The organism is Nocardia terpenica, assembly GCF_013186535.1.
Lineage (GTDB): Bacteria > Actinomycetota > Actinomycetes > Mycobacteriales > Mycobacteriaceae > Nocardia > Nocardia terpenica.
Map to the genome: position 1 here is coordinate 2,017,203 of NZ_JABMCZ010000001.1, position 22,245 is coordinate 2,039,447.

Sequence of the window (22,245 nt, forward strand, 5' to 3'; positions counted from 1 at the left end):
ACACCGGGCACGGGCAAATCCGGCCCGGTGATCGCCCGCACCCGCGCCGGCCGCCAGCAGCGAATCGTAGAGCTGTTGTCCGCCAACGCGGTTCGAAGCCAGACGGAGCTGGCCGCACTGCTGGCGGCGGAGGGGATCGAGACTACCCAGGCCACCTTGTCTCGGGATCTCGATGAGCTGGGGGCGGTGAAGCTGCGGGCTGCCGACGGGGGTGTGGGGATCTATGTGGTTCCGGAGGATGGGAGCCCGGTTCGGGGGGTGACCGGTGGGACCGGGCGTCTTTCCAAGCTTTTGGGTGATCTCTTGGTATCGACCGATCACAGCGGGAATATCGCGGTCCTGCGGACGCCGCCGGGGGCGGCGCATTTTCTGGCTAGTGCGTTGGATCGGGCTTCGCTGCCGGAGATTGTGGGGACTATTGCGGGGGACGACACTATTGCCGTCATCGCGCGGGAACCGCTGACGGGGGCGGAACTGGCCGCCAAGATTGAGGACTTGGCTTAGGGGCTCGGTTGGTCGGGTACGCGGCTCATTGAGATTCACTGGGCTGCAACCTCATCGGCGCGCGGACTGCCGAGATGCGTAATGGGCAGCAATGCGCCGAGAACGCCAAGGCCCGCAACGGGTATGAGATCCAGCGAGTCGACGGCCGATAACACACTCGCTACTGGCGCGACTGGGCTCCACCATGGCAGCCCCCGTGCCCGAACGAGCAGCACCGCCAGCACGATCAAGCCGAACCGACCGGATGTCGTGGTAGAACTCGCTCATGCGGGCGTCGCTGCCCGCCAGGGCGGCGGCTATATCGACACCGAATTGAATAACGGAGGCGCGACCTTCGTGTAATTTTCGTCGCTCCACGCATCCATCGCCTCGCGCATCCGCTCGGCCGCCGATTGGGCCAGTTGTCGGCCGTCGCGGTCCCATGGCGCTATTGCCGCTGGTGTCCTCTTCACTGGTTCTGGAGGCGTGACGTTGTGTCCACCATGGTCCCCGGCCGCCGATCAGCCGGGCCATGCTGCCCGGGCTCATCCTCCCTGCTGGCATACGGGATGCGCGCCCAATGGGCGGGTTGCCACCGCTTGCCCGGGTGGTGCGACGTGAGTCCGTCGTGGTAGAAAGTTGAACGATAGATCCATTTGTTTTCGCGGACGTCCGGACGCCGCACGTCATCCTGAGGAACGGGTTATCAATGCCAAACCCCTATCGCGAGATCTTCACCGCTCCGGGCGCCAAAGGGTTCAGCGCCGCGGGGCTCATCGCTCGGCTTCCCCTGCCCATGACGCATATGGGCATCCTGACGATGCTGTCGGAACTGACCGGCGCATATACGCTTTCGGGCTTGGTGGCAGGCACCTTCACGTTCTCCATGGCCTTCCTGGGACCGCAGGTCTCCCGGGCCGTGGACCGGCACGGACAAAGCCGGGTGCTACCGATCGCCGCTGGTCTCGGCGTGGTCGCACTCGGCGCGCTGATCCTGTGTGCGCACTCCGGGGCTCCCGCGTGGACACTGTTCCTCTTCGCGCTGTTGTCCGGGCTGATGCCGAGCATGGGGGCAATGGTCAGGGCTCGATGGACAGCGATCTACCGCGGAAAGCCCCAGCTCAATACCGCGTTTTCGATGGAGTCGGTGGTCGACGAGCTGACCTACGTCGTCAGCCCGGCGCTAGCGGTAGCGCTGTCCACCACGCTGTTTCCGCAGGCCGCCCCGATGGTCGCCGGTTTGCTCCTGGTTATCGGCGTCGCGCTGTTCGTTCCGCAGAGGAGCACTGAACCGCGGGTCAAACCGCTGGCGGATGGCATGCGTGCGGGGTCGGCGCTACGGTCCGGGCCGGTGTCCATGCTGGCGCTGACCCTCCTGTTCGGAGGCGGCATCGCAGGGACTGTGGACACGATGGGCCTGGCCTTCGCCGAGCAGCAGGGCAACAAGGTGCTGGCAGGGGTGGTCTTCGCCGTGTACGCGATCGGGTCCGGTATTTCGGGGCTCGCCTTCGGCGCGCTCGACGTGCGGGTTCCCCTTCCCACACTGCTGATCGTCGGGGTCGGTGGATCGACCCTGACCACGCTGCCGTTCCTGTTGGCCGATACCGTTGCGACGTTGGCAGCGGCGGTGTTCTTCGCCGGCGTGTTCTTCGCGCCGACCATGGTCGTGATCATGCGGATGGTCGAGCAGACCACTCCCGCACACGGTCTCACCGAGGCCATGACCTGGATGATCGCCGGACTGCAGAGCGGTGTCGCTCTCGGCGCCGCCATCACCGGAGTCGTCTTCGACCATTACGGCACGCGAGCGGGCTTCAGCGTGGCCGTCGTGTCGGGCGCCGTCGCCCTGATCCTCGCTCTGGCAAGCCTTCCCAAGCTGCGTTCGCACCTGCGGTATGCACGTCAGGCAACAGGGTCCGAGGCCGCGCCGCAGGGCGAGTGCATCGTCTGCTGATCGAGTCGTGAGGTATCCGACGGCCGCCGGTTCGTGGGCGGCCGGTCGGGAACGTCACGCAGGATCGGGCAACAATTCGCGCAGCATGAGCTCGAACTCGTCGACCGTGGCAGGCTCGTCGGACAGCAGACCTTGCAGTAACAATCCGTCGTAAGCGTTGACGAACAGCTTGACGCGTATCGGATCATCGGTGAACAAGCAGGCGAAATCGGCGAGTGTCTTCGTCCACCGGCGAGTGGATCGGCGTAGCTCCGGTTTCCGTACGGCCAGGAGGCACAGTTCGAACTCCGCCAGTAATCGGCCGGAGCCATCGATGGCCGCCGCCATCATCGCCGCCATCATCCTGCGTTTGTCGCTACCGTCGTCCGCCGCGAGGGTGAGTCGACGGATGCGCTCGATATCCTCGTCCATGCAGCTGACCAGCGCCGCGGTCAGCAATGCGTCGACACTGTCGAAGTAGTACGTTGCGGCGGTGTTGGGAACACCCGCCTCCCTGGCGACGGTGCGATGAGTAACGCCAGAGGCGCCATCGCGTTGAATAACGCGCACCGTGGCTTCGATCAACGCCTGCCGCCGACGTTCACCCTTCGCCCGACGGCCATCGGTAACCGGTACGTTCAGTGTGGCTCTCCCCTTTGTCCGAACCTGCCACAATCACGATAACAACCACGATTCGCCGGATACGGCCCCCTCCGCCGGATGTCGAGCAGGGCGGAGTTTTTTCCGGCGACTTGCGGCCACGGCGTCGGTGTAAAGCTCGCTCGTGAACTGATCGGGCGATACGCCGAGTGTGGTCAGGACGGTACGGAGATCGGCGAGTGCGCCATCGAGCGGTAGTCGAGTCGAGTGATGATCTGCTCCACCATGTCTCGTTGATCAACGTCCGTCCTCGGGCTTCGACCCGCTCTCAGGCTCGACTGCCGGACCCTTGAATGTAAGGAGGTGGCGAGTGAAACCGTCCTCACTGCGGATCGTCCAACCGCGTCGCCGTGTATGACGCACGGTGCAGCCGGTTCGGTCGGTTCATCGTGCTTCCGCTGTAGTTTTCTGTAGTGATCCAGGAACTCAGATGCCACCAGGTCACAGGCCGGTCGTCAACCACCGTCGGCTGCGGAAACGAGTCCACCGACTGTACTGTCGCAATACCGGATCGGTTGAGCCACTGTGAGATTCGAAGTCCGCGTTGGGCGGTCTCGAAGCTGTGCGGTCTACCGATCCTGGCCACGATCCTCCCCGGCAGCTCATGGACGGCATGGGAGCCGTCGCGGATCGTCACGGCACCTTCGGAGTCGATGCCGCTGAGTTTCGCCGCTCGGGTGAGCACTTCACGGGTTATAGCGGTCGGTCCTATGTGGTTCACGCCGGTTCCTCGAGATCTGTCAGGACGCTCATCCACCATCCTGGCGATTCTCCCAAGTCGCGGAGTCGGCAGGAACCACTGGCAGGTGCGGAGCTGGCCGCCAAGATCGACGACCGCGCTTGACCGCGGGAACCGAACAGGGTCCGTGCCCGTCTGCCACAATGCTCGCTATGTGCGCGGAGTACGTCGGACTCGTCGTCTGGGATGTCGATGGCACGCTGATTCCCGCCGACTTGCGTTGGCTCCGAAGGGCTGTCGCTCGGACGTATGCCATCCAGGAAGGCGAAATCGTGTTCCCGACGGCGCGCGTGCACGGCTACACGGACGAGTCCATCGTGGTGGATACGGCCGTTGCGTCGGGTGTTTCTCCGGATGAGGCGGAGCATGGGGTTACACGGTTTCATGAGGTGCTGGCGTCGGTGATGGCTGAAGGGGAGCAAGAGCTCGCACGGGACCAGCCTGCGTATCCGGGCGCGGCCGAGGCGATTGCTGCCTTGGACGACCATGGGTTCGTCCAGACGGTGCTGACGGGAAACCTCCGCACGGCTGCCGAATTCAAACTCAGGGTCGCCGGGCTGGACTCGCGCCTGGATCTGACTATCGGCGGTTTCGGTTCGGATGCGCGAGATAGGTTCGAGCTTCCTGCCGTAGTTGCCGAGCGCTTCGCCGCTCGGTACAGCGAGCCACTCGATGCCGGACGAGCGGTCGTCATCGGTGACGCGGCCAACGACATCGCCTGTGCCAGGCACGGCGGCTTTCGCGTCATCGCGGTTGCACATCGGCTCACTCGTGACGAGTTGGCTCAACACTCGCCGGATGCGATTCTGGATGACCTGGAACCGAATACGGTGGTCGCCACTGTGGAATCGCTGATCGGCGGCGATCATTGAGAATCCAGGCTCTCGATCCGCTCCCCGAGCTCGCGAACTGGTAGTTCGGTTTTCCAGCGGTCGAGCCGTCCGATTGCTTGCCGGGCACGCTCGATGCCTCGCTGGTTCCCCATTGCCGCCGAGCTGCCGTATGTGTCCCCGAGAATTCGGCAGCCCTCCTCCAGTTCGCCAGCTGATACATAGGCGCTGCCAAGGTCCACGCGTGCCGCGAGAGTGACATTCTGATTTCCTTCATCAGTCGCGCCCAATGCTTCATTAAGCGCTACAACCGCCTTCTGCGGCTCACCAAGGAACAGCCAGCACGTACCTTCATACACAAAGAGCCGCGTTGAGCTCCAATCGCTGAACAATCCGGTCCTGTCCGCATCATCGACCGACTCTATGTCCTGGCGTGCGCGCGTGAGCGCCTTGCGGCATTCTCTCGGTAGGTCCAGGACTGCGTACGCTTGGGCTTGCTCTGCGGCTATGCGAGCGCGAGCGGTGGGCGGCAGCAGGTCGGCGACGGCGGCCGCTTGGCCGAGCATTCGAAGCCCGTCCACGACATCGCCATCCGAGCTGATCAACGTGACGGCGTCCGAGCGGAGATTGCTCTCGAAAATGCATGCCATCCCGCCGAGTACGGGATTATTGATAACGCCTGCGAGTCGACGGGCGAACGCACAATTCGCGAGGGCCATCGCGCGGTCGCCTACTGCACTCCAGAGCCGACTGGCGACGATCGAGGTCTCGCCGAGCAGGAAGCCGAGTTGATTCTTGATACTCTCGTCCTGCGCGGACCGAAAGAGTGTCGCCACGGAATCTCGATGCGCCGCAATGAGGTTGAGAAGCGCGTCTGGTGCGATGTATTGTCTTTGACTCGCCAACAGTCTGGTCACGGCCATGAAGCTTGCAATCGCCCGGTCGGATATCGATTGCGAACGAACAAGTGCGCCAACGGGGTCAGTGTCTTGGAAAAGCCCGGGGTCGACCATGACCTGTCTGTCAGCTTCGATGGCTGCCGCACCGACAATACGTGGGTCCAGCGGCACCGGCAGTATCCGCCCGTTGATCACAACCGGCAGGACAACTGGACTGCCGCCCGAGGTTTTTGAGTCTGGTATGGCCGAAGGAGACGGTAGGCGAGTCCCTTGCAGATCGGCTTTTGCTTGAGCGCGGAGCGCGACCAGCGCACCGTCCGCGCCGAGCGCGCTGTCGATGGCGGCCACCAATTCTTTTGAGGGAAGGGTGGCGTCCTCCCATTCAGCCATCGAGACATACTGACGCGAATATTTGATTCTGGCAGCCAGTTCACGCTGGCTCAGACCAGCATCGAGTCTCCGCCGCTTGATCTCGCGCGCCAAGCGGTCGACAACGGTCTCTGGATGCCGTTCAGGTTCGGTGGCCGGGTTGTTCATCGGTGCCCCCTGCGCATGTGTTCATTCTTGCCCACAAGAAGGGTGTGGCAACGGACCTTTTCCACGACTTGCCAGCTCAATCGGGCCACCGACCCTATGCTGCCGAAAGTCAAGCCGCACACCTTCAACATGCTGAGAATCTTGGATGGGCGCGGTCTGACCAATCATGTTCTGGTGATCACCCGGTGGCGGATCGAGCCTGAGGACTGTGTGGTGCTGAACTCGATCAAGAATCTGAAAGTTACAGTGCTGGTTACGCATTCGGGTATCGAGGCTCCTCGCGTCGAGCCGGTGGATTCCGGCATCGCGGCTCGCTCGCTGGCAACAGCGTTCGGGAATGCCGACCGTTACCGAGCGGTGTTGTACTGGCGACCGATTGTGCCGGGCCTCAACGACTCCGGATTGCACCTGCGGCGAGCCCTGGAGCTGAGTCGCCATGTTCACGCAACGGTTTTCACCGGTCTGTTCTTCAAAGACCAGATCCGTGACTACTACCGGGCGCACGGCCTGCCCGAACCGTATCCCGAGGGTGCTCGCCGCAAGGTGCTTCCCGAGTCGCTCGAGTAACGAATTCTCCACGCCGCCAGCGTTGGTCGGCTGGGCTCACCGTTGTTCCGCAAGACCAGTTGCGCCGTTGCCTACGTTCATGCGCTCGCCGACTACAACGGCCATTACGGTGTCCGGGATTTGTGCGACATCTGCCCCTCGACTCAGGTGCGGCGGTGCGCGCGGGCGTGGCAGCGTCCGGACGAACGGCATGTCGCCGAGCTAGCGCGGGGAGCTGGGCGGCACGCTCGTAGAGGTCAACGACCGAGCCGTTGTCGTGGTTGGGCTCGATGAGCAGTGCCGCTACTACCTGCAACACGGCCACGGCTACCAGATCCACGACATCGACAAGCCGCACCACTTCCACCGACATGGCCGCGCCGATCTCGGCTGGCCCACCATCAACAAGGAGGCACGATGTCCGCTGCACTGCCTTTCCCGAACGCTCTGCACGACCGTCGGCTCGTCGTGGTCGATGTGGAAGGAAACGGACAGAATCCGCCCGAGATCATCGAAATCGCAGTCTTGCCGGTCGACGGACCGACGACACCTATCGCCTTGCGTTCATGGCTGATCAAGCCGAAGCAGCCGGTGACGTCGTTGGTTACGCGCAAAGTGCACGGTATCAAGAACGCCGACCTCGCCCACTGCCCGTCCTGGCACGAAGTCGCCGACGATATCGAGAAGGAGCTGAGCGGGCGTGTGCTGGTAGCCCACAACGCCACCGTCGAACGCCGGGTCCTCGCGGCGCATCTTCCGGACTGGAATCCGCCGCTGATCCTCGACACATTGCGACTGGCGAAATCCGTTTGGCGAGGACTTGATTCGTATGCGCTGGACAAGCTCATCGAGCGAGGCCAGCTGGACACCGACGCTGTGGCGGGACAGGGCTACCACCGTGCCGGATACGACGCCTGGGCGGCCTGGCAACTGTTGTGCGCTTTGATCACCGACGGGGACCTGGATTGGCCCGGTGTGGTCGAGGCGGCCGGGTTGTCGGAGTTCTTGTCGACGCCGGAACCGGAAGGCGGTCTGTGGTGAGTGTCGTCGAACAGCCGGTCACGATCGCGATAGTCGGCACCCATTCGACCGGTAAGAGTACGTTTCTCGCGCGGTTGGCCCATGAGTTGCGCAAATGCGGGCTTCAGGTGGCGACGGTGGCGGACCTCGGCGAGCAGGCACAGCGGATGGGGCTACCGATTCTCTGGAACCACACATGGATGTCCACGCTGTGGATCATCACGCGCGGGATCAGCAACGAACTGGAGGCCTGGCCGCATGGGGATGTCGTCCTGGTCGACCGCGCCGTCCCCGACGCGCTCGGCTACTACCGTGCGGCGCTTGAATATCGAGGCGAGACAGCCGATCCCAATGCGTGGGCCTATCTGGAAATGCTGACCCGGGCGCACAGCGACTGTTACAATTTGATCTTCCGAACTCAACTGAATCCGCAGATCCCGCTGGGCACCAATAAAATTCGAGATGGGAATCAGAGGTTCCGTGCTCTCGCCGACCACCATGTCGAGGCGATGTTGCGCGAGCTGGCCTTGCCATGGCTACCTCTATCTGCTGACGGACACAACACTGCCGTTGCCTTGGCTTGTGATTTCGTCGCCGGGCGACTGGGCGACTGTGCAGTATCCGATGAGGGTTTGTGGTCATGATGAAAATGCAAGCGATAGAGGTGGATGGACCACGGAGCGACATGCCGAAGGCTGTCGGCTTCGTGCGACCCGACGTGTCCGGGCTCGCAGCACCCCGGCACGTGACCGCAGTGATCGATCACGCCCAAGCGCGTGGATATCAGTACATCTACACGGTGCGCCCGCCGCACGATACCTCCGACCCGATTGGATACGTCCTGGGCATTGCCGCCGGGTTGGATGTCGAGGCAATCGTTGTCTACGACCTCGCGCACGAAGACAATCAACCGGCACGAATATGTGAGGACTTCGATCTCGAGACTGTGTGCCCCGCAACCACATGGGCGCGGGCCAGGTTTCAGTCACCACCAGGCGCCGTCGTCGGCGCGGCGGCTCCGCTCCTCTAAAATCCAATGCGTACCAGTGCCGAGATCGGAAGGGTCTGGTTCCGTCGAATATGCCGGGCCAAGACGCTTCGCGTCTGTAGCAGACCAAGAGAGCCGATCCCAGACGGGTCTTCGAGCACACTTGTATGCATCGACGTAGGGCGGCTCAATCGCCGTAGTGGCCGCGGCAGGCGATGATGATCACGCTGTTGTCGTCGGCGCGATAGACGATACGATGTTCGTGGTCGATGCGGCGCGACCACCACCCGGTCAGATTCTGGCGCAACGGCTCGGGTTTGCCTATGCCTTCGGCGTTTCCGTTACGTCTGATGTCATCGATGAGTCGGTTCAGCTTCTTCAGCGTTGGTCTGTCTTGCTGCCAGCTCAGATAGTCGGTCCATCCGGTGTCGGTGAAGGTGAGTTTGCGGCTCACGCGTCGGGGTCCTCGGTGACGTCGTCAGTGTCGATGAGTTCACGTGTCTCTGTCTGCCCAGCCTCTGCCTGGGCGATTCCCTTGGCGAGCCACGCCGCGTTGGCGGCGTTGGACAGCAGGTAGGCGGTTTCCTTCATTGCCTCCCACTCGCGCAGGCTGATGACGACGGCGGCTTCTTTGCCGCCGCTGCGTGTGATGACCACTTCGTCGTTGTCTTCGGTGGCGGCGTCGAGGACTGCGGCGAAGTTGGCGCGGGCCTCGCTGGCATGCATAGCTCGCATTGTCACCTCCAGGTTTCTGCTTCTACCGGCCCAGTCAACACCAAGTATACGACATCGCGTACGTCATCGAGTACGCGATTGGGGCCAGTGATCGGCTCCGATCAATCGTTCGGTTCCGCTGAGCGGAAGGTTTGGGTCATTTTGCCGATGTCTTCTACTTCCAGGTCGACTACGTCGCCGGGCTTCAGGTAGGGGTAGCGGCCCGAGAGGGCTACTCCTTCCGGGGTGCCGGTGTTGAGGATGTCGCCGGGTTCTAGGACGGCGAATTGGGATAGATGCCAGATCAAGTACGCCACGTCGAAGATCAAGTCGGCGGTTGAGGAGTCCTGGCGAGGGTCGCCGTTGACGAAGGAGCGGAGGTGGAGATTCTTCGAGTCCAGTTCCTTGGCGGGGATCAGGGACGGGCCCAGGGGGTTGAAGGTTTCGCAGCATTTGCCCTTGGACCATTGGCCGCCGGACAGCTCTAGCTGGAACTCTCGTTCCGAGACGTCGTTGGAGATGGTGTATCCCGCAACGTATTTCATTGCCTCGTCGGGGGAAGGGAGGTAGCGGGCGCGGCGGGCGATCACTACTGCCAGTTCTACCTCCCAGTCGGTGCGGGTGGAGCCACGGGGGATCAGGACGTCGTCGTACGGGCCGACGATCGTGTTCGGTGTCTTGAAGAACACCACCGGTTCTTGCGGTGGGGCGGAGCCGGATTCGGCGGCGTGGGCGGCGTAGTTCATGCCTATGCACCACACCGCTTGGGGGCGGGCTACCGGTGGGCCGATGCGTTGACCGGCGATGTCGATGGGGGACAGGCGGTCTGCGGTGAGCTCTGTTGCCACTCGCGAAAGGCCGTCTGCCGCAAGGAAATCACCGTCGATATCCCGGGTCAGTGGCGACAGGTCGTAAGCCTGGTCGCCGTTCACCACGATCGGCCGCTCCGCGCCGGGCTCGCCGATTCACTGAATCTTCACGTACTTTCTCCTTCACTGCGGGGGTGCCGAACGGTCGCGTCGGACAGCCGATACACGCGCCGGGCCGTGCCGGACAGCACGCGCTCGCGGTCGGCGGGGGACAGGTTCGTCAAGGTGCCCAGCGTCGTCCGCCACACTTCGCGGTACGAGGCGGCCGTCAGTGTGAACGGCCAGTCGCCGCCGAGCATCAGCCGGTCGGGGCCGAACACCGACAGGGCATGCTCCACATAAGGCTGCCAGTCCGACGCTGTGAAACCGGGCGCGGAAACCGTTGCCAGGCCGGAGATCTTGGCTACCACATTGGGTTGTTCGGCCGCCGAGGCCAGCAGGTCCGCCCACGGTTGCCAGCCCCGCTCGGCGATCGGTGGCTTGCCCAAATGATCGAGCACGACGGTGAGCGTCGGATGCGCGGCGGCGATCACCGGCACCTGTGCCAGCAGTTCCGGCCGCTCCGCCACTGCATCGAAACTCAGTCCCGCCCTTGCCAATTGATCCAGACTCTGCGAAACCTCCGGCCGCAGCAGCCAAGCCGGATCCGGATCGCGGTGGATCATGTGCCGCACGCCGACGAAGCCGGGATGCCGCAGCCGGGGCAGCAGGGTGGCCACCCGCTCCGGCTCGTGCAGCGGCAGCCAGCCGACCACCGTTGCCGGGCACGGGGCGCGTTGCGCGGCGTCGAGCAGGGCCTGGTTCTCGGCGAGCGAGTCCGATGCCTGCACCAGCACCAGCGCGCCCACCCCGTGCTCGGCCAACCGGGGCTCCAGTTGGTCGAGCGTATAGGTCTGGTATAAGACATCGGATGTATCCGTGAGCCAGTCGTATTCGACGTGGAATTTTCCACCGCCGATGTCCCAGATGTGGACGTGAGCGTCTACAGTCATCGGAGGCATGTGTTCACATCCTCGAGGGTGAAGGAAATTGGGTTGTCGGTCACGGACGATGCGATAGCGAAGATCAAGTCGATGATCGTGTCCGGCGAGCTCGAGCCCGGGTCGCGGCTGCCGCGGGAGGCCGATCTCGCCGCGGCGCTGGGGGTGTCGCGGAATTCGCTGCGGGAGGCGGTGCGGGCGCTGTCGCTGGTGCGGATCTTGGATGTGCGGCAGGGGGACGGTACGTATGTGGCCAGCCTGGAACCGAATTCGCTGCTGGATGCGATGAGTTTCCTGCTGGAGTTCCACCAGGACGACTCCGTGCTCGACATTCTCGGCGTGCGACGGATTCTGGAACCGGCCGCCACCGCGCTGGCCGCGCGGCATATGACAGACGCGGAATTGGTCCACCTGCGCACGCTGGTGGAGCCCGGCGGCACCACCGTGGCCGACCTGGTCGCGGTCGACCTGAGCTTCCATGCCGCCATCGCGGCCGCCTCGGGTAACAAAGTGCTTGCCTCCCTGCTGGATTCGCTGTCGATGCCGACGACGCGGGCGCGGCTGTGGCGCGGCGTCACCGAGGAGGGCGCGTTCGACCGCACCATTGCCGAGCATCGCGGCATCTGCGACGCGCTCGCCGCCCGCGATCCGGAACTGGCGCACGCGCGGGCGCTGGCGCATGTGGCCGGGGTGATGGAGTGGCTGGCGCGCGCCGCCGGGTGATTCACCACAGCGCGCGGTCCGCCAGCTCGGCCCAGAGTTCCTCCGGCACTTCGATATTCAGCATGGCCACGCTGTCCGCGATCTCGGCGCGGGTGCCGGAGCCGAGCACCACCCCGGCCACCGCCGGGTGCCGGGCCGGGAACTGCATGGCCGCCGCCCGTAGCGGCACACCGTATTTCGCGCACGTCCACTCCATGGCGCGGGCCCGCGCGACGACGGCGGGCGCGGCCGCGCGGTAGTCGAAGGTGGCCTGCCGCAACGGATCCGCCAGCACACCGCTGTTGAGCACGCCCGCGACCAGCACTCGCACGCCACGGCGCGCGCAGGCGGGCAGGAGCTCGGTCTCGGCCCGCCGGTCCAGCAGCGTGTACCGCCCGGCGATGAGCACGTGATCGATATCGGTGTCGCGCACGAACCGCAGCGCCACGCCGACATCGTTGACGCCCACGCCGATTCCGGTGGTCAGCCCCTCCGAACGCAGCCGCTCCAGGGCGGGCACCGCCTCGTCGAGGGCCTGGGCCATGTGCTCGTCGGGATCGTGGATGAGCAGGGTGTCGACCCGATCCACGCCGAGCCGGTCCAGCGATTCCAGCAGCGATCGGCGCACGCCCGCGGCCGAATAGTCCCGCCGCCGTGAGCGTTTCGGCGCACCGTAGAAGCCTTCCGCGCCGTCGGGGGCGTCCGGGTCGTCGTAGAGCAGGCGGCCGACCTTGGTGGACACGGTGAATTCGGCGCGCGGGCGGGTGCGCAGGAAGCGGCCGAGCCGTTCCTCACTGAGCCCGCCGCCGTAGTGCGGCGCGGTATCGAACTCGCGAATGCCCAGGTCCCACGCGGTGCCGAGAGCCGTTGCAGCCGAAGCCTCGTCGACCGCGCGGTACAGGCCCGCGTATCCGGCCCCGCCGAGCACCACGGACGCCGCGCCGCCGTCGTCCGCACCCGCGGCGGCCCGGCCACGGTGCGGGCTCGTCCGACCGCGGCGTCGGCCCGCCGAATGCTCCGCCGCGGCGGTCGAATCGGGACCCGGGGCATCGGATCCCGCGCGCAGTTCACGCATCGGGCTCCTCGTGCGCGGGATTCAGCTCCCAGACCACCGGCAGCGCGGCATCGGCCGCCGAATAGTCGTGCGGCACGGCCAGATACGTATCCATCCGCTGCTGCCACGCGATATTCACCGGCAGGCCGGAAAGCTGTTCCAGCAGGGCATGATACGAGTGGCACTCGATGACGTGGAACAGATCCGGTCCGCTGCGCCAGATCGTCCAGTCGGTGGCGCCCGCGGCGCGAATGGCGGCCTCGAGCTCCGGCGGCACCTCCCGGTGCGCCTGCCGATACTCCTCCGCCATGCCCGGTTTCAGCCTGGTGTGCAAGGCGATTCGCATGATCACTCCTGTCGGCGCCCGCTGGCGATTCGGGTGATGACGAGGGCGACGAGAATGAGCGCCCCATTGATGAACTTCAACGAGTCCGCGCTGACCCCGCCGTAGGACAGCAGCTTCTGGATCAGGGTGAGGATCAGGATGCCGAAGAACGCGCCCACCACCGAGCCGCGCCCGCCGTTGAGCGAGACGCCGCCGATCACGCAGGCGGCGAACACATTGAAGATCATGCCGTCGCCCTGGCTGACCTGGACGCTGGCGAACTGCCCGGTGTAGATGAGCCCGCCGATCGCGGCCAGCAACCCCGCGATCACCAGCACCGCGATCACCACGGTGTCGGTGCGGATACCGGCGGCCCGCGCCGCACCCTCGTTGCCGCCCACCGCGTACAGCGCCCGCCCGGCCGTGGTGTAGTTCAGCACCAGATAGCCGATCGCGAACAGCGCCAGGCAGAGCACGATGTTCACCGGCACTCCCAGCACCCGCGAATTGCCCAGCCACTCCACCGAATTCGGGATCCGGGTGAGGGTGAACCCACCGGTGAGGAACGTCAGCAGCCCGCGCAGCGCGATCAGCATGGCGAGCGTCACGATGAACCCGTTGAGGCCGAAGCGCACGATCAGTAATCCGTTCACCGCGCCGACCGCCAGCCCGGCCAGCAGCGCGAGCGGGATCGTCATCCACGGCGAGGCCCAGGTGAAGGCGCCCACCTTGGCGGTGCCCATGGTCGCCCAGATCGCCACGCCCGGCGCCAGCCCGAACGTCGACTCCAGCGACAGATCCATCCGCCCCACCACCAGCACCAGCACCTCGGCCAGCACCAGCAGCGAAATTCCGCTCATGGTGGTCAGCACATTGGTGAGATTGGCGGGCGAGACGAAACTCGCGTCGATGAAATAGCCCACCACCAGCACCAGCAGGATCGGCGGCACCAGCAGGAAGTCCCGGAATGTGGCCCAGCGCACCGGAACTCGCGCGCGCGGGACCGCAGCGGTGCCGGATCCGGTGACGGTCGGTGTCATGTCAGTCCTTCCATGGCGGCGACGAGTTCCCGGTCGTCCCAACCCTTGTCGTAGGTGGTAGTCAGTGCGCCCTGGACCATGACCAGCACTCGGTCGCAGTCGCGGAGGTCGTCGAGTTCGTCGGAGACGACCAGGATCGCGGTGCCGCGGTCGGCAGCGGCGCGGACCACGGCGCGCAGGGTTTCCTTGGAGCGCACGTCGACTCCGGCGGTGGGGGTGATGAGGACCAGGACAGCGGGATCGGTGGCCAGCGCCCGCGCGAAGACCACCTTCTGCTGATTGCCGCCGGACAGCTCGGCGACACCCTGATCGGGTCCGCCGGTCTTGATATCGAGCTCGCCGATCGCGGTGCGCACCAGCGTGTTCCGGGTGCGGCGCGACAGCAGGCCGAAGCGGCCGAGTTTGCGGGGCACGGTGAGGGTGGCATTGTCGGCCACGCTCATCGACAGCACCAGGCCCTCGTCGTGCCGGTCGCGCGGGACGAATCCGATACCGGCCTGGCGGGCGGCGCGAACACCGCTGCGGCGCACCGGAGCCCCGGACACCAGCACCGAACCCGCTGCCGCCCGGCGCAATCCGACAATGGTCTCGGCGACCTCGATCCGGCCGCTGCTGCCGCCACCGGCCAGCCCGACGATCTCCCCGCCCCACACGTCCAGCCCGATGTCGGTGAATTCGCCGGGGCGGGTGAGGTTTTCCACCCGCAGCACCGGGGCCGGGCCGCGATCGGGCGCCGTTCGTGGCGCCGCGGTCTCCAGCGCGACGGAATCGCCGGTCATGGCCGCGATGAGCTCCGGCTTGCCCAGCTCCGCCGCGGGCGCGGTGACGATGTGCCGGGCGTCGCGGAAAACCGTGATGTCGGAACAGATCTCGTAGGTCTCGTCCAGATGGTGCGAGATGAACAGGAAGGTCACGCCCTGCGCCTGGAGATCGCGGATGCGGGCGAACAGCCGTTTGATCGCGGGGCCGTCCAGCTGCGCGGTCGGCTCGTCCAGGATGATGAAGCGGGTGCCGTGCGACAGCGAGCGGGCGATCTCCACCAGCTGCCGATGCTCCACCGACAGCTCCCGGGCCACGGTGTCCACATCGACCGGCACCGACCAGGTGTCGAGCAGTTCCCGCGCCCGGGCGCGCAGGGTGTGCCAGCGGATCACGCGCCCGCCCAGGCCCTGCCGGTTCACGAACAGGTTCTCGGCCACCGACAGCTCGGGAATGATGGTCGAATGCTGGTACACGCACGCCACCCGGGAGCGCCAGCCGTCGCGGTCCGCGGGCGCCGGGGCGGGCTCGCCCTGGAATCGCACCTCGCCCTCGTCCGGAGTCGCGAGTCCGGTCAGGATCGACACCAGCGTGGACTTTCCCGCGCCGTTGCGACCCACCAGCGCGTGGGTGCGGCCCGCGGTGACCCGCAGCCCGACCCGGTCGAGTGCGGTGGTGCGGCCGAAGCGTTTGGTGACGCCGATCGCCTCGGCGATCGGGGTATCGGCCGGAATGTGTTCGGGCGCTGAGGTTTCGGTCACGATCGCTCCGCTCTCAGTGGGCGCGGCCCCACAGCCCGGGGTCGCCGCTCGCCACGGTGTCCAGGTCGCCGACCTTGCCGCCGGAGCGGGTGACCACCGGGGCGGGCAGCTGATCCTCGAGCTGGCCCGCGGTGCCGGTGTCGACGATGACCGAGCCGTGGTCGGTCGGGCCGGGCGTGAATTTCCGTCCCTCCGTGGCCGCCTTGGCGTAATAGGCCGCGTATTGCGCGTAGAGGTCGGCGGGCTGGGAGACCGTCGCATCGATGTCGCCGGAGTCGATCGCGTCCAGCTCGGCCCTGATGCCATCGTTGGACACGATCGTAATGTGGCCCGGCCGACCGGCTTTCACGAGTTTGCCGGTGCGGCGCAGCAGCGCCAGCGTCGGTTGCAGGAAGATGCCGCCCGCCTGCATGTAGATGCCGTTGATATCGGGATCGGTGAGCAGCTTGTCCTGCAGGCCGGACACCGCCTTGTCGCCCTGCCAGTCGGTCGGGATCTCGATCACCTTGATACCCGGGTACTTCGACCGCATGCAGTCGGCGAACGCCTCGGAGCGGTCGCGGCCGTTGATCGAGGCCAGATCGCCCTGGAACTCCACGACCTTGCCTGTGCCGTGCAGGGTTTCACCGAGATAGGTGCAGGACTTGGTGCCGTAGGCGCGATTGTCCGCGCGCACCACCATATATGCGCCGCCGCTGTCGGGGCGGGTGTCGACGGTGACCACCGGCACGGCGCGGGCGGTCGCGGCGGCGATCGCCGGTTTGACCGCGGCGGTGTCCTGCGGGGCGATGATGAGCGCCCGGACGTTCTTCGACAGCAGCGTGTCCACATTGGATTTGAGCCGGTTGGCATCGTTGTCGGAGGAGGTGTTCTCCAGCTTGATCCCGGCCGCGGCGGCCTTCGGACCGAGGTAGGCGGCGTAGGCGCTCCAGAAGTCGGAGTCCGAGCGCGGCTGATCCGCGCCGACGAGGACGCCGTTCGCGGCCCCGCCGCCGACGCTCGGCGCCGGGGCCGAACCGCGGCCCGGCAGCGGTTCGCGTGCGCACCCGGCCGAGGCGGTGACGAGGAGCGCCGCGGCCACCGTCGTGCCGATCATCCTGGTGTTCATGAGTTTTCCTGCTCCTTCGCGGAAAGCTGCGCTAGTGTCGCCGAACCCTGCCAGGCGGCGCCGGTGGGATAGGTGTGGTCGCGCAGCGACGCGGGCAGCAGCTCGGCGCTGAAACCCGGTGCGCGCGGGGCCAGATAGCGCCCGCCGACCACCCGCACCGGATCGCGGAAGTGCTCGTGCAGGTGGTCGACGAACTCGATGGCGCGACCCTCCTGGGTGCCCGAGATCGCCACGTAGTCGATCATCGCCAGATGCTGGACCAGCTCGCACAGCCCGACCCCGCCCGCGTGCGGGATCACCGGCACCCCGAACTTGGCCGCCAGCAACAGGATTGCCAGATTCTCGTTGACGCCGCCGACCCGCGCGGCGTCGATCTGCAGCACGTCCACCGCTCCGGCCTGCAGCAGCTGCTTGAACAGGATGCGATTGTGCCCGTGCTCGCCGGTGGAGATGCGCACCGGCGCCACCCGGCGGCGGATCTCGGCGTGCCCGAGGATGTCGTCGGGGCTGGTGGGCTCCTCCACCCAGGACAGCCGGGCCGGGGCCAGGCGCGAAATCCATTCCGCCGCTTCGTGAACGCCCCAGCGCTGATTGGCGTCCACGGCCAGGCCGACATTCGGGCCGATGGCCTCGCGGGCGATCGTCACCCGGCGCAGATCCTCGTCCACATCGCGGCCGACCTTGATCTTGATCACGGCGAAGCCGTCGGCGACCGCCTGCCGGGACAGCCGCGCCAGCTTGGCATCGGAATAGCCGAGCCAGCCCGGCGAGGTGGTGTAGGCCGGGTAGCCGGAGGTCAGCAGGTGCGCGGTGCGCTCGGCGCGGCCGGGGGCGGCGCGGCGCAGCATGGTCAGCGCCTCGTCCGGGGTGAGGGCGTCGGTGAGATAGCGGAAGTCGACCAGCGCGACGATCTGTTCCGGCGTGAGCTCGGACACCAACCGCCACACCGGTTTTCCCGCGCGCTTGGCCGCCAGGTCCCAGGCGGCGTTGATCACCGCGCCGATCGCCATGTGCATGACGCCCTTCTCCGGGCCCAGCCAGCGCAGCTGCGAGTCGTCGGTGAGCGCGCGGGCGAAACCGCCCAGGTCGCCGGTGATCTCGTCGACGGTGCGGCCCACCACCAGGTGCGCGAGCGCGTGAATGGCGGTGCGCTGCACGTCGTTGCCGCGACCGATGGTGAAGGCGAAGCCGTGCCCGTCGGGGGCGTGCGGATCGTCGGTGCGCAGGATCGCGTAGGCGGCCGAGTAGTCGGGGTCGGGGTTCATCGCGTCCGAGCCGTCCAGGTGTGCCGACGTCGGGAACCGGACATCGAACGTGTCGAGCGCGGTGATGTATGCCATGGGCGGTCCTCGTTCCCAGCAGTGATCTGGGTCACGACTATACATCCGATGTCTGGGAGCGCAAGAGGTCTGCGGGATCCGGTCAATTCCGGGCAATGCGAGCGAATCTCGCGTGCGGGCGGCGCGGTGATGCTATCTTCGCGACCGGTAAACATCGGATCAGTGCGGAGGGCGAGGCCGGATGGGGCACGGGGAGTTGGACGGGCTGGCGGCGGTGGTCACCGGCGGTGGGTCGGGTATCGGAAAGGCCGTGGCCGCAGCGTTTCTGGCCGCGGGCGCGCGGGTGGCGGTGCTGGACCTGCGGCCGGGCGCCGCGCCGGAGCCGGGTGGCCTCGCCCTGGAATGCGATGTGTGCGACGACGATTCGGTGCGGGCCGCGATCGCGGCGGCGGCCGCGGGGTTCGGGCGGCTCGACATCGTGGTCAACAACGCGGGCATCGGCGCGCAGGGCACCGTGGAGGACAACTCCGACGACGAGTGGCGGCGCGTGCTGGAGGTGAATGTGCTGGGCGCGGTGCGGGTTTCGCGCGCCGCGCTGCCGCACCTGCGCCGCTCCCCGGCCGCCGCCATCGTCAACACCTGCTCGATCGCGGCCACCACCGGCCTGCCCGACCGCGCCGCCTACAGCGCCAGCAAGGGCGCCATCCTCGCCCTCACCCGCGCCATGGCCGCCGACCACCTCCCCGAGGGCATCCGGGTGAACTGCGTCAACCCCGGCACCGTCGACACCCCCTGGGTGCAGCGCCTGCTGGCCGCCAGCGACAACCCCACCGCCGAACTGTCCGCCCTGCGCGCCCGCCAGCCCCACGGCCGCCTGGTGACCGCGGACGAGGTAGCCGCGGCCGTCCTGTATCTGGCCGGGCCACACGCCTCCTCGACCGCAGGCACCATGCTGGAGGTCGACGCGGGCATGCACTCCCTGCGCCTGCGCCCGGCCGAGAAGTAAGGAATGGTGTTTCGATGACGACTCGCCGAATTCCCAAGCCACGAGATCTGGCCCCGCTCATGAAGTTCGAGCGGCCGTTCGGGGGGCGGGGGCGGAAATTGGCTCGGGCGCAGACTATTTGGGATTTGCGGGAGATGGCGCGGCGGCGGACGCCCAGGGTTGCGTTCGATTACACCGATGGGGCCGCGGATGGGGAGGTGAGTCTGGGGCGGGCTCGGGAGGCGTTTCGGGATATCGAGTTTCGGCCCGCGATCTTGCGGAATGTGGCGGAGGTCGAGGTGGGGACCACGGTGCTCGGGAAGGCCGTGCGGCTGCCGTTCGGGATCGCGCCCACCGGGTTCACCCGCATGATGCATACGGCGGGGGAGATCGCGGGGGCGCGGGCCGCCGAGCGGGCCGGGATTCCGTTCACGCTGTCCACCATGGGCACGACCGCGATCGAGGATCTTGCCGCGGCCACCGGTGCGGGGGCGCGCAATTGGTTTCAGCTGTACATGTGGAAGGACCGGGACCGGTCGATGGCGCTGGTGGATCGGGCCGCGAAGGCCGGATTCGACACGCTGGTGGTCACCGTCGACGTGCCCGTGGCCGGAAATCGGTTGCGCGATGTCCGCAATGGCATGACGGTCCCGCCCTCGATCACGCTCGGCGGGGCGCTGGACGCGCTGCGCCGCCCCTGGTGGTGGTGGGACTTCCTGACCACCGAGCCGCTGTCGTTCGCCTCGCTGGACCGCTGGTCGGGCACCGTCGCCGCGATGCTCGACTCCATGTTCGACCCGACCGTCGACTTCGACGACCTGGCCTGGATCCGGTCGCGCTGGCCGGGGCAGGTGCTGGTCAAGGGCGTGCAGACCGTCGACGACGCCAAACTGCTGGCGAGCGTGGGCGTGGACGGCATCGTGCTGTCCAATCACGGTGGCCGCCAGCTGGATCGGGCGCCGGTGCCGCTGCATCTGCTGCCCTCGGTGGTGCGCGCGGTCGGCGACGACCTCGAGATCCACCTCGACACCGGCATCATGCACGGCGCGGACATCGTCGCCGCGCTGGCCCTGGGCGCGCGGTTCACCCTGATCGGCCGCGCGTATCTGTACGGCCTGATGGCGGGCGGCGAGGCGGGCGTGGACCGCGCCGTCGAGATCCTGCGCGACCAGATCGTGCGGACCGTCAAACTGCTCGGCGTCTCGTCGCTGGACGAGCTCGAGCCTGCCCATGTCCGGCTGCTGGAGCGCTACCGGCCGCACTGACTCCTGCCGCGCGACGGGTTTCGCTCGAGCGAATTGCGCATTCTCGCCCCCCGCTGCGCATTACTCGATAAAAATGCGCGGTATGTGCTCGTGGTGCTCGTTTCATCCCGTAAATCGAGCAGCCGCGATGCGCATTTCCACAGCGCGGAAGAACAGCAAAATTTGCCTCCGCGTATTTGTTTCGGATCGAATGTCCAGCCCTGCGATCCCGTTCGCTTGTAAGTTTTCCGAAACGTCCGCAAACGCCGTTCCGCGGCAATACCGAGATGCTATTTTCACTGCGTCGCTAGCGCACGAGGGCCCTGGTTATACACGCCTGATGAGGGGAAACCACGTGTTCAAGTCGTCTCTGCGGATATTGTTGTTCGTTTCTTCGGTCGCCGTCGCGACCGTGCTGGGTGGCGTCGCGAAAGAATCCGTCGCGAGCCCACCCGGCGTATCGCCCCCGCCGCAGCGAGCTACCGCGGCCGCGTTCTCGCCCTATGCCGACACCTCGATGTACCCGGCCTTCGATCTGCTGGCCGCGTCCTCGGCGAGCGGGGTCAACCATTTCAATCTGGCCTTCATCATCGAGGGCGGCCAGTGCGATCCGAAATGGGGCGGCACCACCGATCTGGGGCAGAACCCGACCGCGAATCAAATCGGCGCGCTGCGCGCGGCCGGCGGTGATGTGCGAATCTCGTTCGGTGGCGAGGCCGGTATCGAACTGGCCCAGTCGTGCGGTTCGGTGGCCGACCTGAAGGCGGCCTACGAAAAGGTGATCACCTCGACCGGCGTGCAGTCGCTCGACTTCGATATCGAGGGCGCGGCCGTCGCCGATCAGGCGTCGAACACCAAACGCAACCAGGCCATCGCGCAGATGCAGCGGGATTATCCCGGCCTGCAGGTGTCGTTCACGCTGCCGGTCATGCCCGAGGGATTGACCCAGGACGGGGTGAATCTGCTGAGCGACGCGGTGAGCAACGGCGTCAAGTTCACCGCCGTGAACATCATGACGATGGATTACGGCGGCGGCTACACCGGCGATATGGGCGCCTACGCCACCCAGGCGGCGACCGCGTCGCAGGCGCAGGTGGCGCAGGTGCTCGGCACCTCCGACGCCTGGGCCGAGATCGCGATGACCCCGATGATCGGCGTCAACGACGTGGCCGGTGAGACCTTCACCCTCGACGACGCGGCGACCGTGGCCGGTTTCGCGAGCTCGCACGGCCTGGCCTGGACCTCGATGTGGTCGGCCGGACGCGACAAGCAGTGCCCCAGCGGCATGGCCGCCTCGCCGTCCTGCTCGGGCGTGCCCCAGGACCCGTGGGCGTTCTCCAAGGCGTTCTCCGCCGCGGGGAGGCAATAGGACGGGGCGGGATGGGCCCGAAGCGCGGCGAGCCCACCCCGCTCACGGCTGTGCACCCGTTCTCCCCGGGACGGGTGCACAGCACTGCGCTCAACCCAGCGGATACTGCCCCGGCGGATACGCCCCGCCGCCGCCACCTCCGCTGCCCATGCCGATGATGTCGGAGATGAGCTGGATGAACGACTGCGCGATGGACAGCACGTCTTGGCCGATCGTGCCGAAGTAGGTTCCGTACATCGAATACCCCGTCCTTGGTCGTCGCCCACATGCCTGATCCTTCAAGGCTCCCACATCTGCCCGCTGGAAACGCCGCAATATCGTTGACCCCCTTGGGGTTTCGCGGCAATTGTCCAGATTTCCGGGTGTGCCCACCCCTTACGGCGCCGCAGATCGCTTCCCCCGGTTATGAATGAGCTTGCA

General features: G+C 66.4%; 25 protein-coding genes. 11 read left to right on the top strand and 14 right to left on the bottom strand.

Features of this window, described 5'->3' with window-relative positions; translation table 11 throughout:
- The first annotated feature begins 27 nt into the window (after window positions 1-27).
- Both HPY32_RS09325 and HPY32_RS09330 read left to right on the top strand, forming a co-directional pair.
- Window positions 28-504 carry an arginine repressor gene (locus HPY32_RS09325; protein WP_156674868.1) on the top strand — a complete coding sequence of 159 codons (477 nt, stop codon included), beginning with the start codon at window positions 28-30 and terminating at the stop codon, window positions 502-504.
- Window positions 505-1,192: 688 nt separating this feature from the next.
- Window positions 1,193-2,437 (top strand): MFS transporter, encoded by a 1,245-nt coding sequence (locus HPY32_RS09330; protein WP_067591230.1) that lies wholly within the window; start codon window positions 1,193-1,195, stop codon window positions 2,435-2,437.
- A gap of 54 nt (window positions 2,438-2,491) precedes the next feature.
- Here HPY32_RS09330 and HPY32_RS09335 read toward each other — a convergent pair whose 3' ends face one another.
- The gene (locus HPY32_RS09335) at window positions 2,492-3,001 is read right to left on the bottom strand and encodes a TetR/AcrR family transcriptional regulator (RefSeq protein WP_216675899.1); all 510 of its coding nucleotides are present in this window, start codon (window positions 2,999-3,001) and stop codon (window positions 2,492-2,494) included.
- 397 nt (window positions 3,002-3,398) lie between these two features.
- On the bottom strand, window positions 3,399-3,836 hold the full coding sequence (locus HPY32_RS09340) for a hypothetical protein (RefSeq protein ID WP_156674593.1): 438 nt from the start codon (window positions 3,834-3,836) through the stop codon (window positions 3,399-3,401).
- A gap of 131 nt (window positions 3,837-3,967) precedes the next feature.
- Between HPY32_RS09340 and HPY32_RS09345 the strand changes: the two genes are divergently transcribed.
- Window positions 3,968-4,687 carry an HAD family hydrolase gene (locus tag HPY32_RS09345; protein ID WP_067596066.1) on the top strand — a complete coding sequence of 240 codons (720 nt, stop codon included), beginning with the start codon at window positions 3,968-3,970 and terminating at the stop codon, window positions 4,685-4,687.
- Here the strand turns inward: HPY32_RS09345 and HPY32_RS09350 are convergent.
- The gene (locus tag HPY32_RS09350) at window positions 4,681-6,081 is read right to left on the bottom strand and encodes a helix-turn-helix domain-containing protein (protein ID WP_082871591.1); all 1,401 of its coding nucleotides are present in this window, start codon (window positions 6,079-6,081) and stop codon (window positions 4,681-4,683) included. The two genes, HPY32_RS09345 and HPY32_RS09350, sit on opposite strands and share 7 nt — an antisense overlap.
- Before the next feature lie 96 nt (window positions 6,082-6,177).
- Between HPY32_RS09350 and HPY32_RS09355 the strand changes: the two genes are divergently transcribed.
- From HPY32_RS09355 to HPY32_RS09370, 4 genes are all read left to right on the top strand, one after another.
- Window positions 6,178-6,648 (top strand): hypothetical protein, encoded by a 471-nt coding sequence (locus HPY32_RS09355; protein WP_067591224.1) that lies wholly within the window; start codon window positions 6,178-6,180, stop codon window positions 6,646-6,648.
- Between the two features lie 396 nt (window positions 6,649-7,044).
- The gene (locus HPY32_RS09360; protein WP_067591221.1) at window positions 7,045-7,668 is read left to right on the top strand and encodes a 3'-5' exonuclease; all 624 of its coding nucleotides are present in this window, start codon (window positions 7,045-7,047) and stop codon (window positions 7,666-7,668) included.
- Complete coding sequence (locus HPY32_RS09365) at window positions 7,665-8,291, top strand: AAA family ATPase (protein ID WP_171982764.1); 627 nt, start codon at window positions 7,665-7,667, stop codon at window positions 8,289-8,291. Before HPY32_RS09360 ends, HPY32_RS09365 begins: the two co-directional genes overlap by 4 nt.
- A gap of 41 nt (window positions 8,292-8,332) precedes the next feature.
- The gene (locus tag HPY32_RS09370) at window positions 8,333-8,677 is read left to right on the top strand and encodes a hypothetical protein (protein WP_156674592.1); all 345 of its coding nucleotides are present in this window, start codon (window positions 8,333-8,335) and stop codon (window positions 8,675-8,677) included.
- A 145-nt stretch (window positions 8,678-8,822) separates the two neighbouring features.
- Here the strand turns inward: HPY32_RS09370 and HPY32_RS09375 are convergent, their stop codons facing one another.
- The 4 genes from HPY32_RS09375 to HPY32_RS09390 all read right to left on the bottom strand — a co-directional run bounded on the left by HPY32_RS09375 (window position 8,823) and on the right by HPY32_RS09390 (window position 11,210).
- The gene (locus HPY32_RS09375) at window positions 8,823-9,089 is read right to left on the bottom strand and encodes a Txe/YoeB family addiction module toxin (RefSeq protein ID WP_067591212.1); all 267 of its coding nucleotides are present in this window, start codon (window positions 9,087-9,089) and stop codon (window positions 8,823-8,825) included.
- Complete coding sequence (locus HPY32_RS09380) at window positions 9,086-9,361, bottom strand: type II toxin-antitoxin system Phd/YefM family antitoxin (RefSeq protein WP_197696566.1); 276 nt, start codon at window positions 9,359-9,361, stop codon at window positions 9,086-9,088. Before HPY32_RS09380 ends, HPY32_RS09375 begins: the two co-directional genes overlap by 4 nt.
- A 110-nt stretch (window positions 9,362-9,471) precedes the next feature.
- Window positions 9,472-10,284, bottom strand: a complete 813-nt coding sequence (locus tag HPY32_RS09385; protein ID WP_231951755.1) for a fumarylacetoacetate hydrolase family protein — start codon at window positions 10,282-10,284, stop codon at window positions 9,472-9,474.
- A 41-nt stretch (window positions 10,285-10,325) separates the two neighbouring features.
- Entirely contained in the window at window positions 10,326-11,210 is an 885-nt protein-coding gene (locus HPY32_RS09390; RefSeq protein ID WP_067591202.1) for an amidohydrolase family protein, read from the bottom strand.
- A 42-nt stretch (window positions 11,211-11,252) separates the two neighbouring features.
- Between HPY32_RS09390 and HPY32_RS09395 the strand changes: the two genes are divergently transcribed.
- Window positions 11,253-11,921 (top strand): FadR/GntR family transcriptional regulator, encoded by a 669-nt coding sequence (locus HPY32_RS09395; RefSeq protein ID WP_067596064.1) that lies wholly within the window; start codon window positions 11,253-11,255, stop codon window positions 11,919-11,921.
- A 1-nt stretch (window position 11,922) separates the two neighbouring features.
- On the opposite strand, the gene HPY32_RS09400 is transcribed toward HPY32_RS09395, so the two are convergent.
- The 6 genes from HPY32_RS09400 to HPY32_RS09425 are packed head-to-tail and all read right to left on the bottom strand — an operon-like array spanning window position 11,923 to window position 18,287.
- Window positions 11,923-12,975, bottom strand: a complete 1,053-nt coding sequence (locus HPY32_RS09400; RefSeq protein ID WP_082871589.1) for an aldo/keto reductase — start codon at window positions 12,973-12,975, stop codon at window positions 11,923-11,925.
- Window positions 12,968-13,300 (bottom strand): L-rhamnose mutarotase, encoded by a 333-nt coding sequence (locus HPY32_RS09405; protein ID WP_067596063.1) that lies wholly within the window; start codon window positions 13,298-13,300, stop codon window positions 12,968-12,970. The genes HPY32_RS09400 and HPY32_RS09405 overlap by 8 nt, the downstream gene beginning before the upstream one ends.
- Window positions 13,301-13,302: 2 nt before the next feature.
- A complete protein-coding gene (locus HPY32_RS09410) occupies window positions 13,303-14,319 on the bottom strand; it encodes an ABC transporter permease (protein ID WP_067591199.1) in 1,017 nt (338 codons plus the stop codon).
- Window positions 14,316-15,839, bottom strand: a complete 1,524-nt coding sequence (locus HPY32_RS46110; protein ID WP_171982765.1) for a sugar ABC transporter ATP-binding protein — start codon at window positions 15,837-15,839, stop codon at window positions 14,316-14,318. Before HPY32_RS46110 ends, HPY32_RS09410 begins: the two co-directional genes overlap by 4 nt.
- Window positions 15,840-15,852: 13 nt before the next feature.
- Window positions 15,853-16,947 (bottom strand): sugar ABC transporter substrate-binding protein, encoded by a 1,095-nt coding sequence (locus HPY32_RS09420; protein ID WP_067591196.1) that lies wholly within the window; start codon window positions 16,945-16,947, stop codon window positions 15,853-15,855.
- Window positions 16,944-18,287, bottom strand: coding sequence for an enolase C-terminal domain-like protein (locus HPY32_RS09425; protein ID WP_067591193.1), 1,344 nt, complete (start codon window positions 18,285-18,287; stop codon window positions 16,944-16,946). Before HPY32_RS09425 ends, HPY32_RS09420 begins: the two co-directional genes overlap by 4 nt.
- A 181-nt stretch (window positions 18,288-18,468) precedes the next feature.
- Here HPY32_RS09425 and HPY32_RS09430 point away from each other — a divergent pair, with 181 nt between their 5' ends.
- From HPY32_RS09430 to HPY32_RS09440, 3 genes are all read left to right on the top strand, one after another.
- Window positions 18,469-19,233 carry an SDR family NAD(P)-dependent oxidoreductase gene (locus tag HPY32_RS09430; protein ID WP_067591191.1) on the top strand — a complete coding sequence of 255 codons (765 nt, stop codon included), beginning with the start codon at window positions 18,469-18,471 and terminating at the stop codon, window positions 19,231-19,233.
- A 14-nt stretch (window positions 19,234-19,247) separates the two neighbouring features.
- Complete coding sequence (locus tag HPY32_RS09435) at window positions 19,248-20,477, top strand: alpha-hydroxy acid oxidase (protein ID WP_067591187.1); 1,230 nt, start codon at window positions 19,248-19,250, stop codon at window positions 20,475-20,477.
- Between the two features lie 334 nt (window positions 20,478-20,811).
- Window positions 20,812-21,825, top strand: a complete 1,014-nt coding sequence (locus tag HPY32_RS09440) for a chitinase (RefSeq protein ID WP_197696565.1) — start codon at window positions 20,812-20,814, stop codon at window positions 21,823-21,825.
- 90 nt (window positions 21,826-21,915) lie between these two features.
- On the opposite strand, the gene HPY32_RS09445 is transcribed toward HPY32_RS09440, so the two are convergent.
- Window positions 21,916-22,062, bottom strand: a complete 147-nt coding sequence (locus HPY32_RS09445) for a hypothetical protein (protein WP_156674591.1) — start codon at window positions 22,060-22,062, stop codon at window positions 21,916-21,918.
- Window positions 22,063-22,245 lie beyond the last annotated feature (183 nt).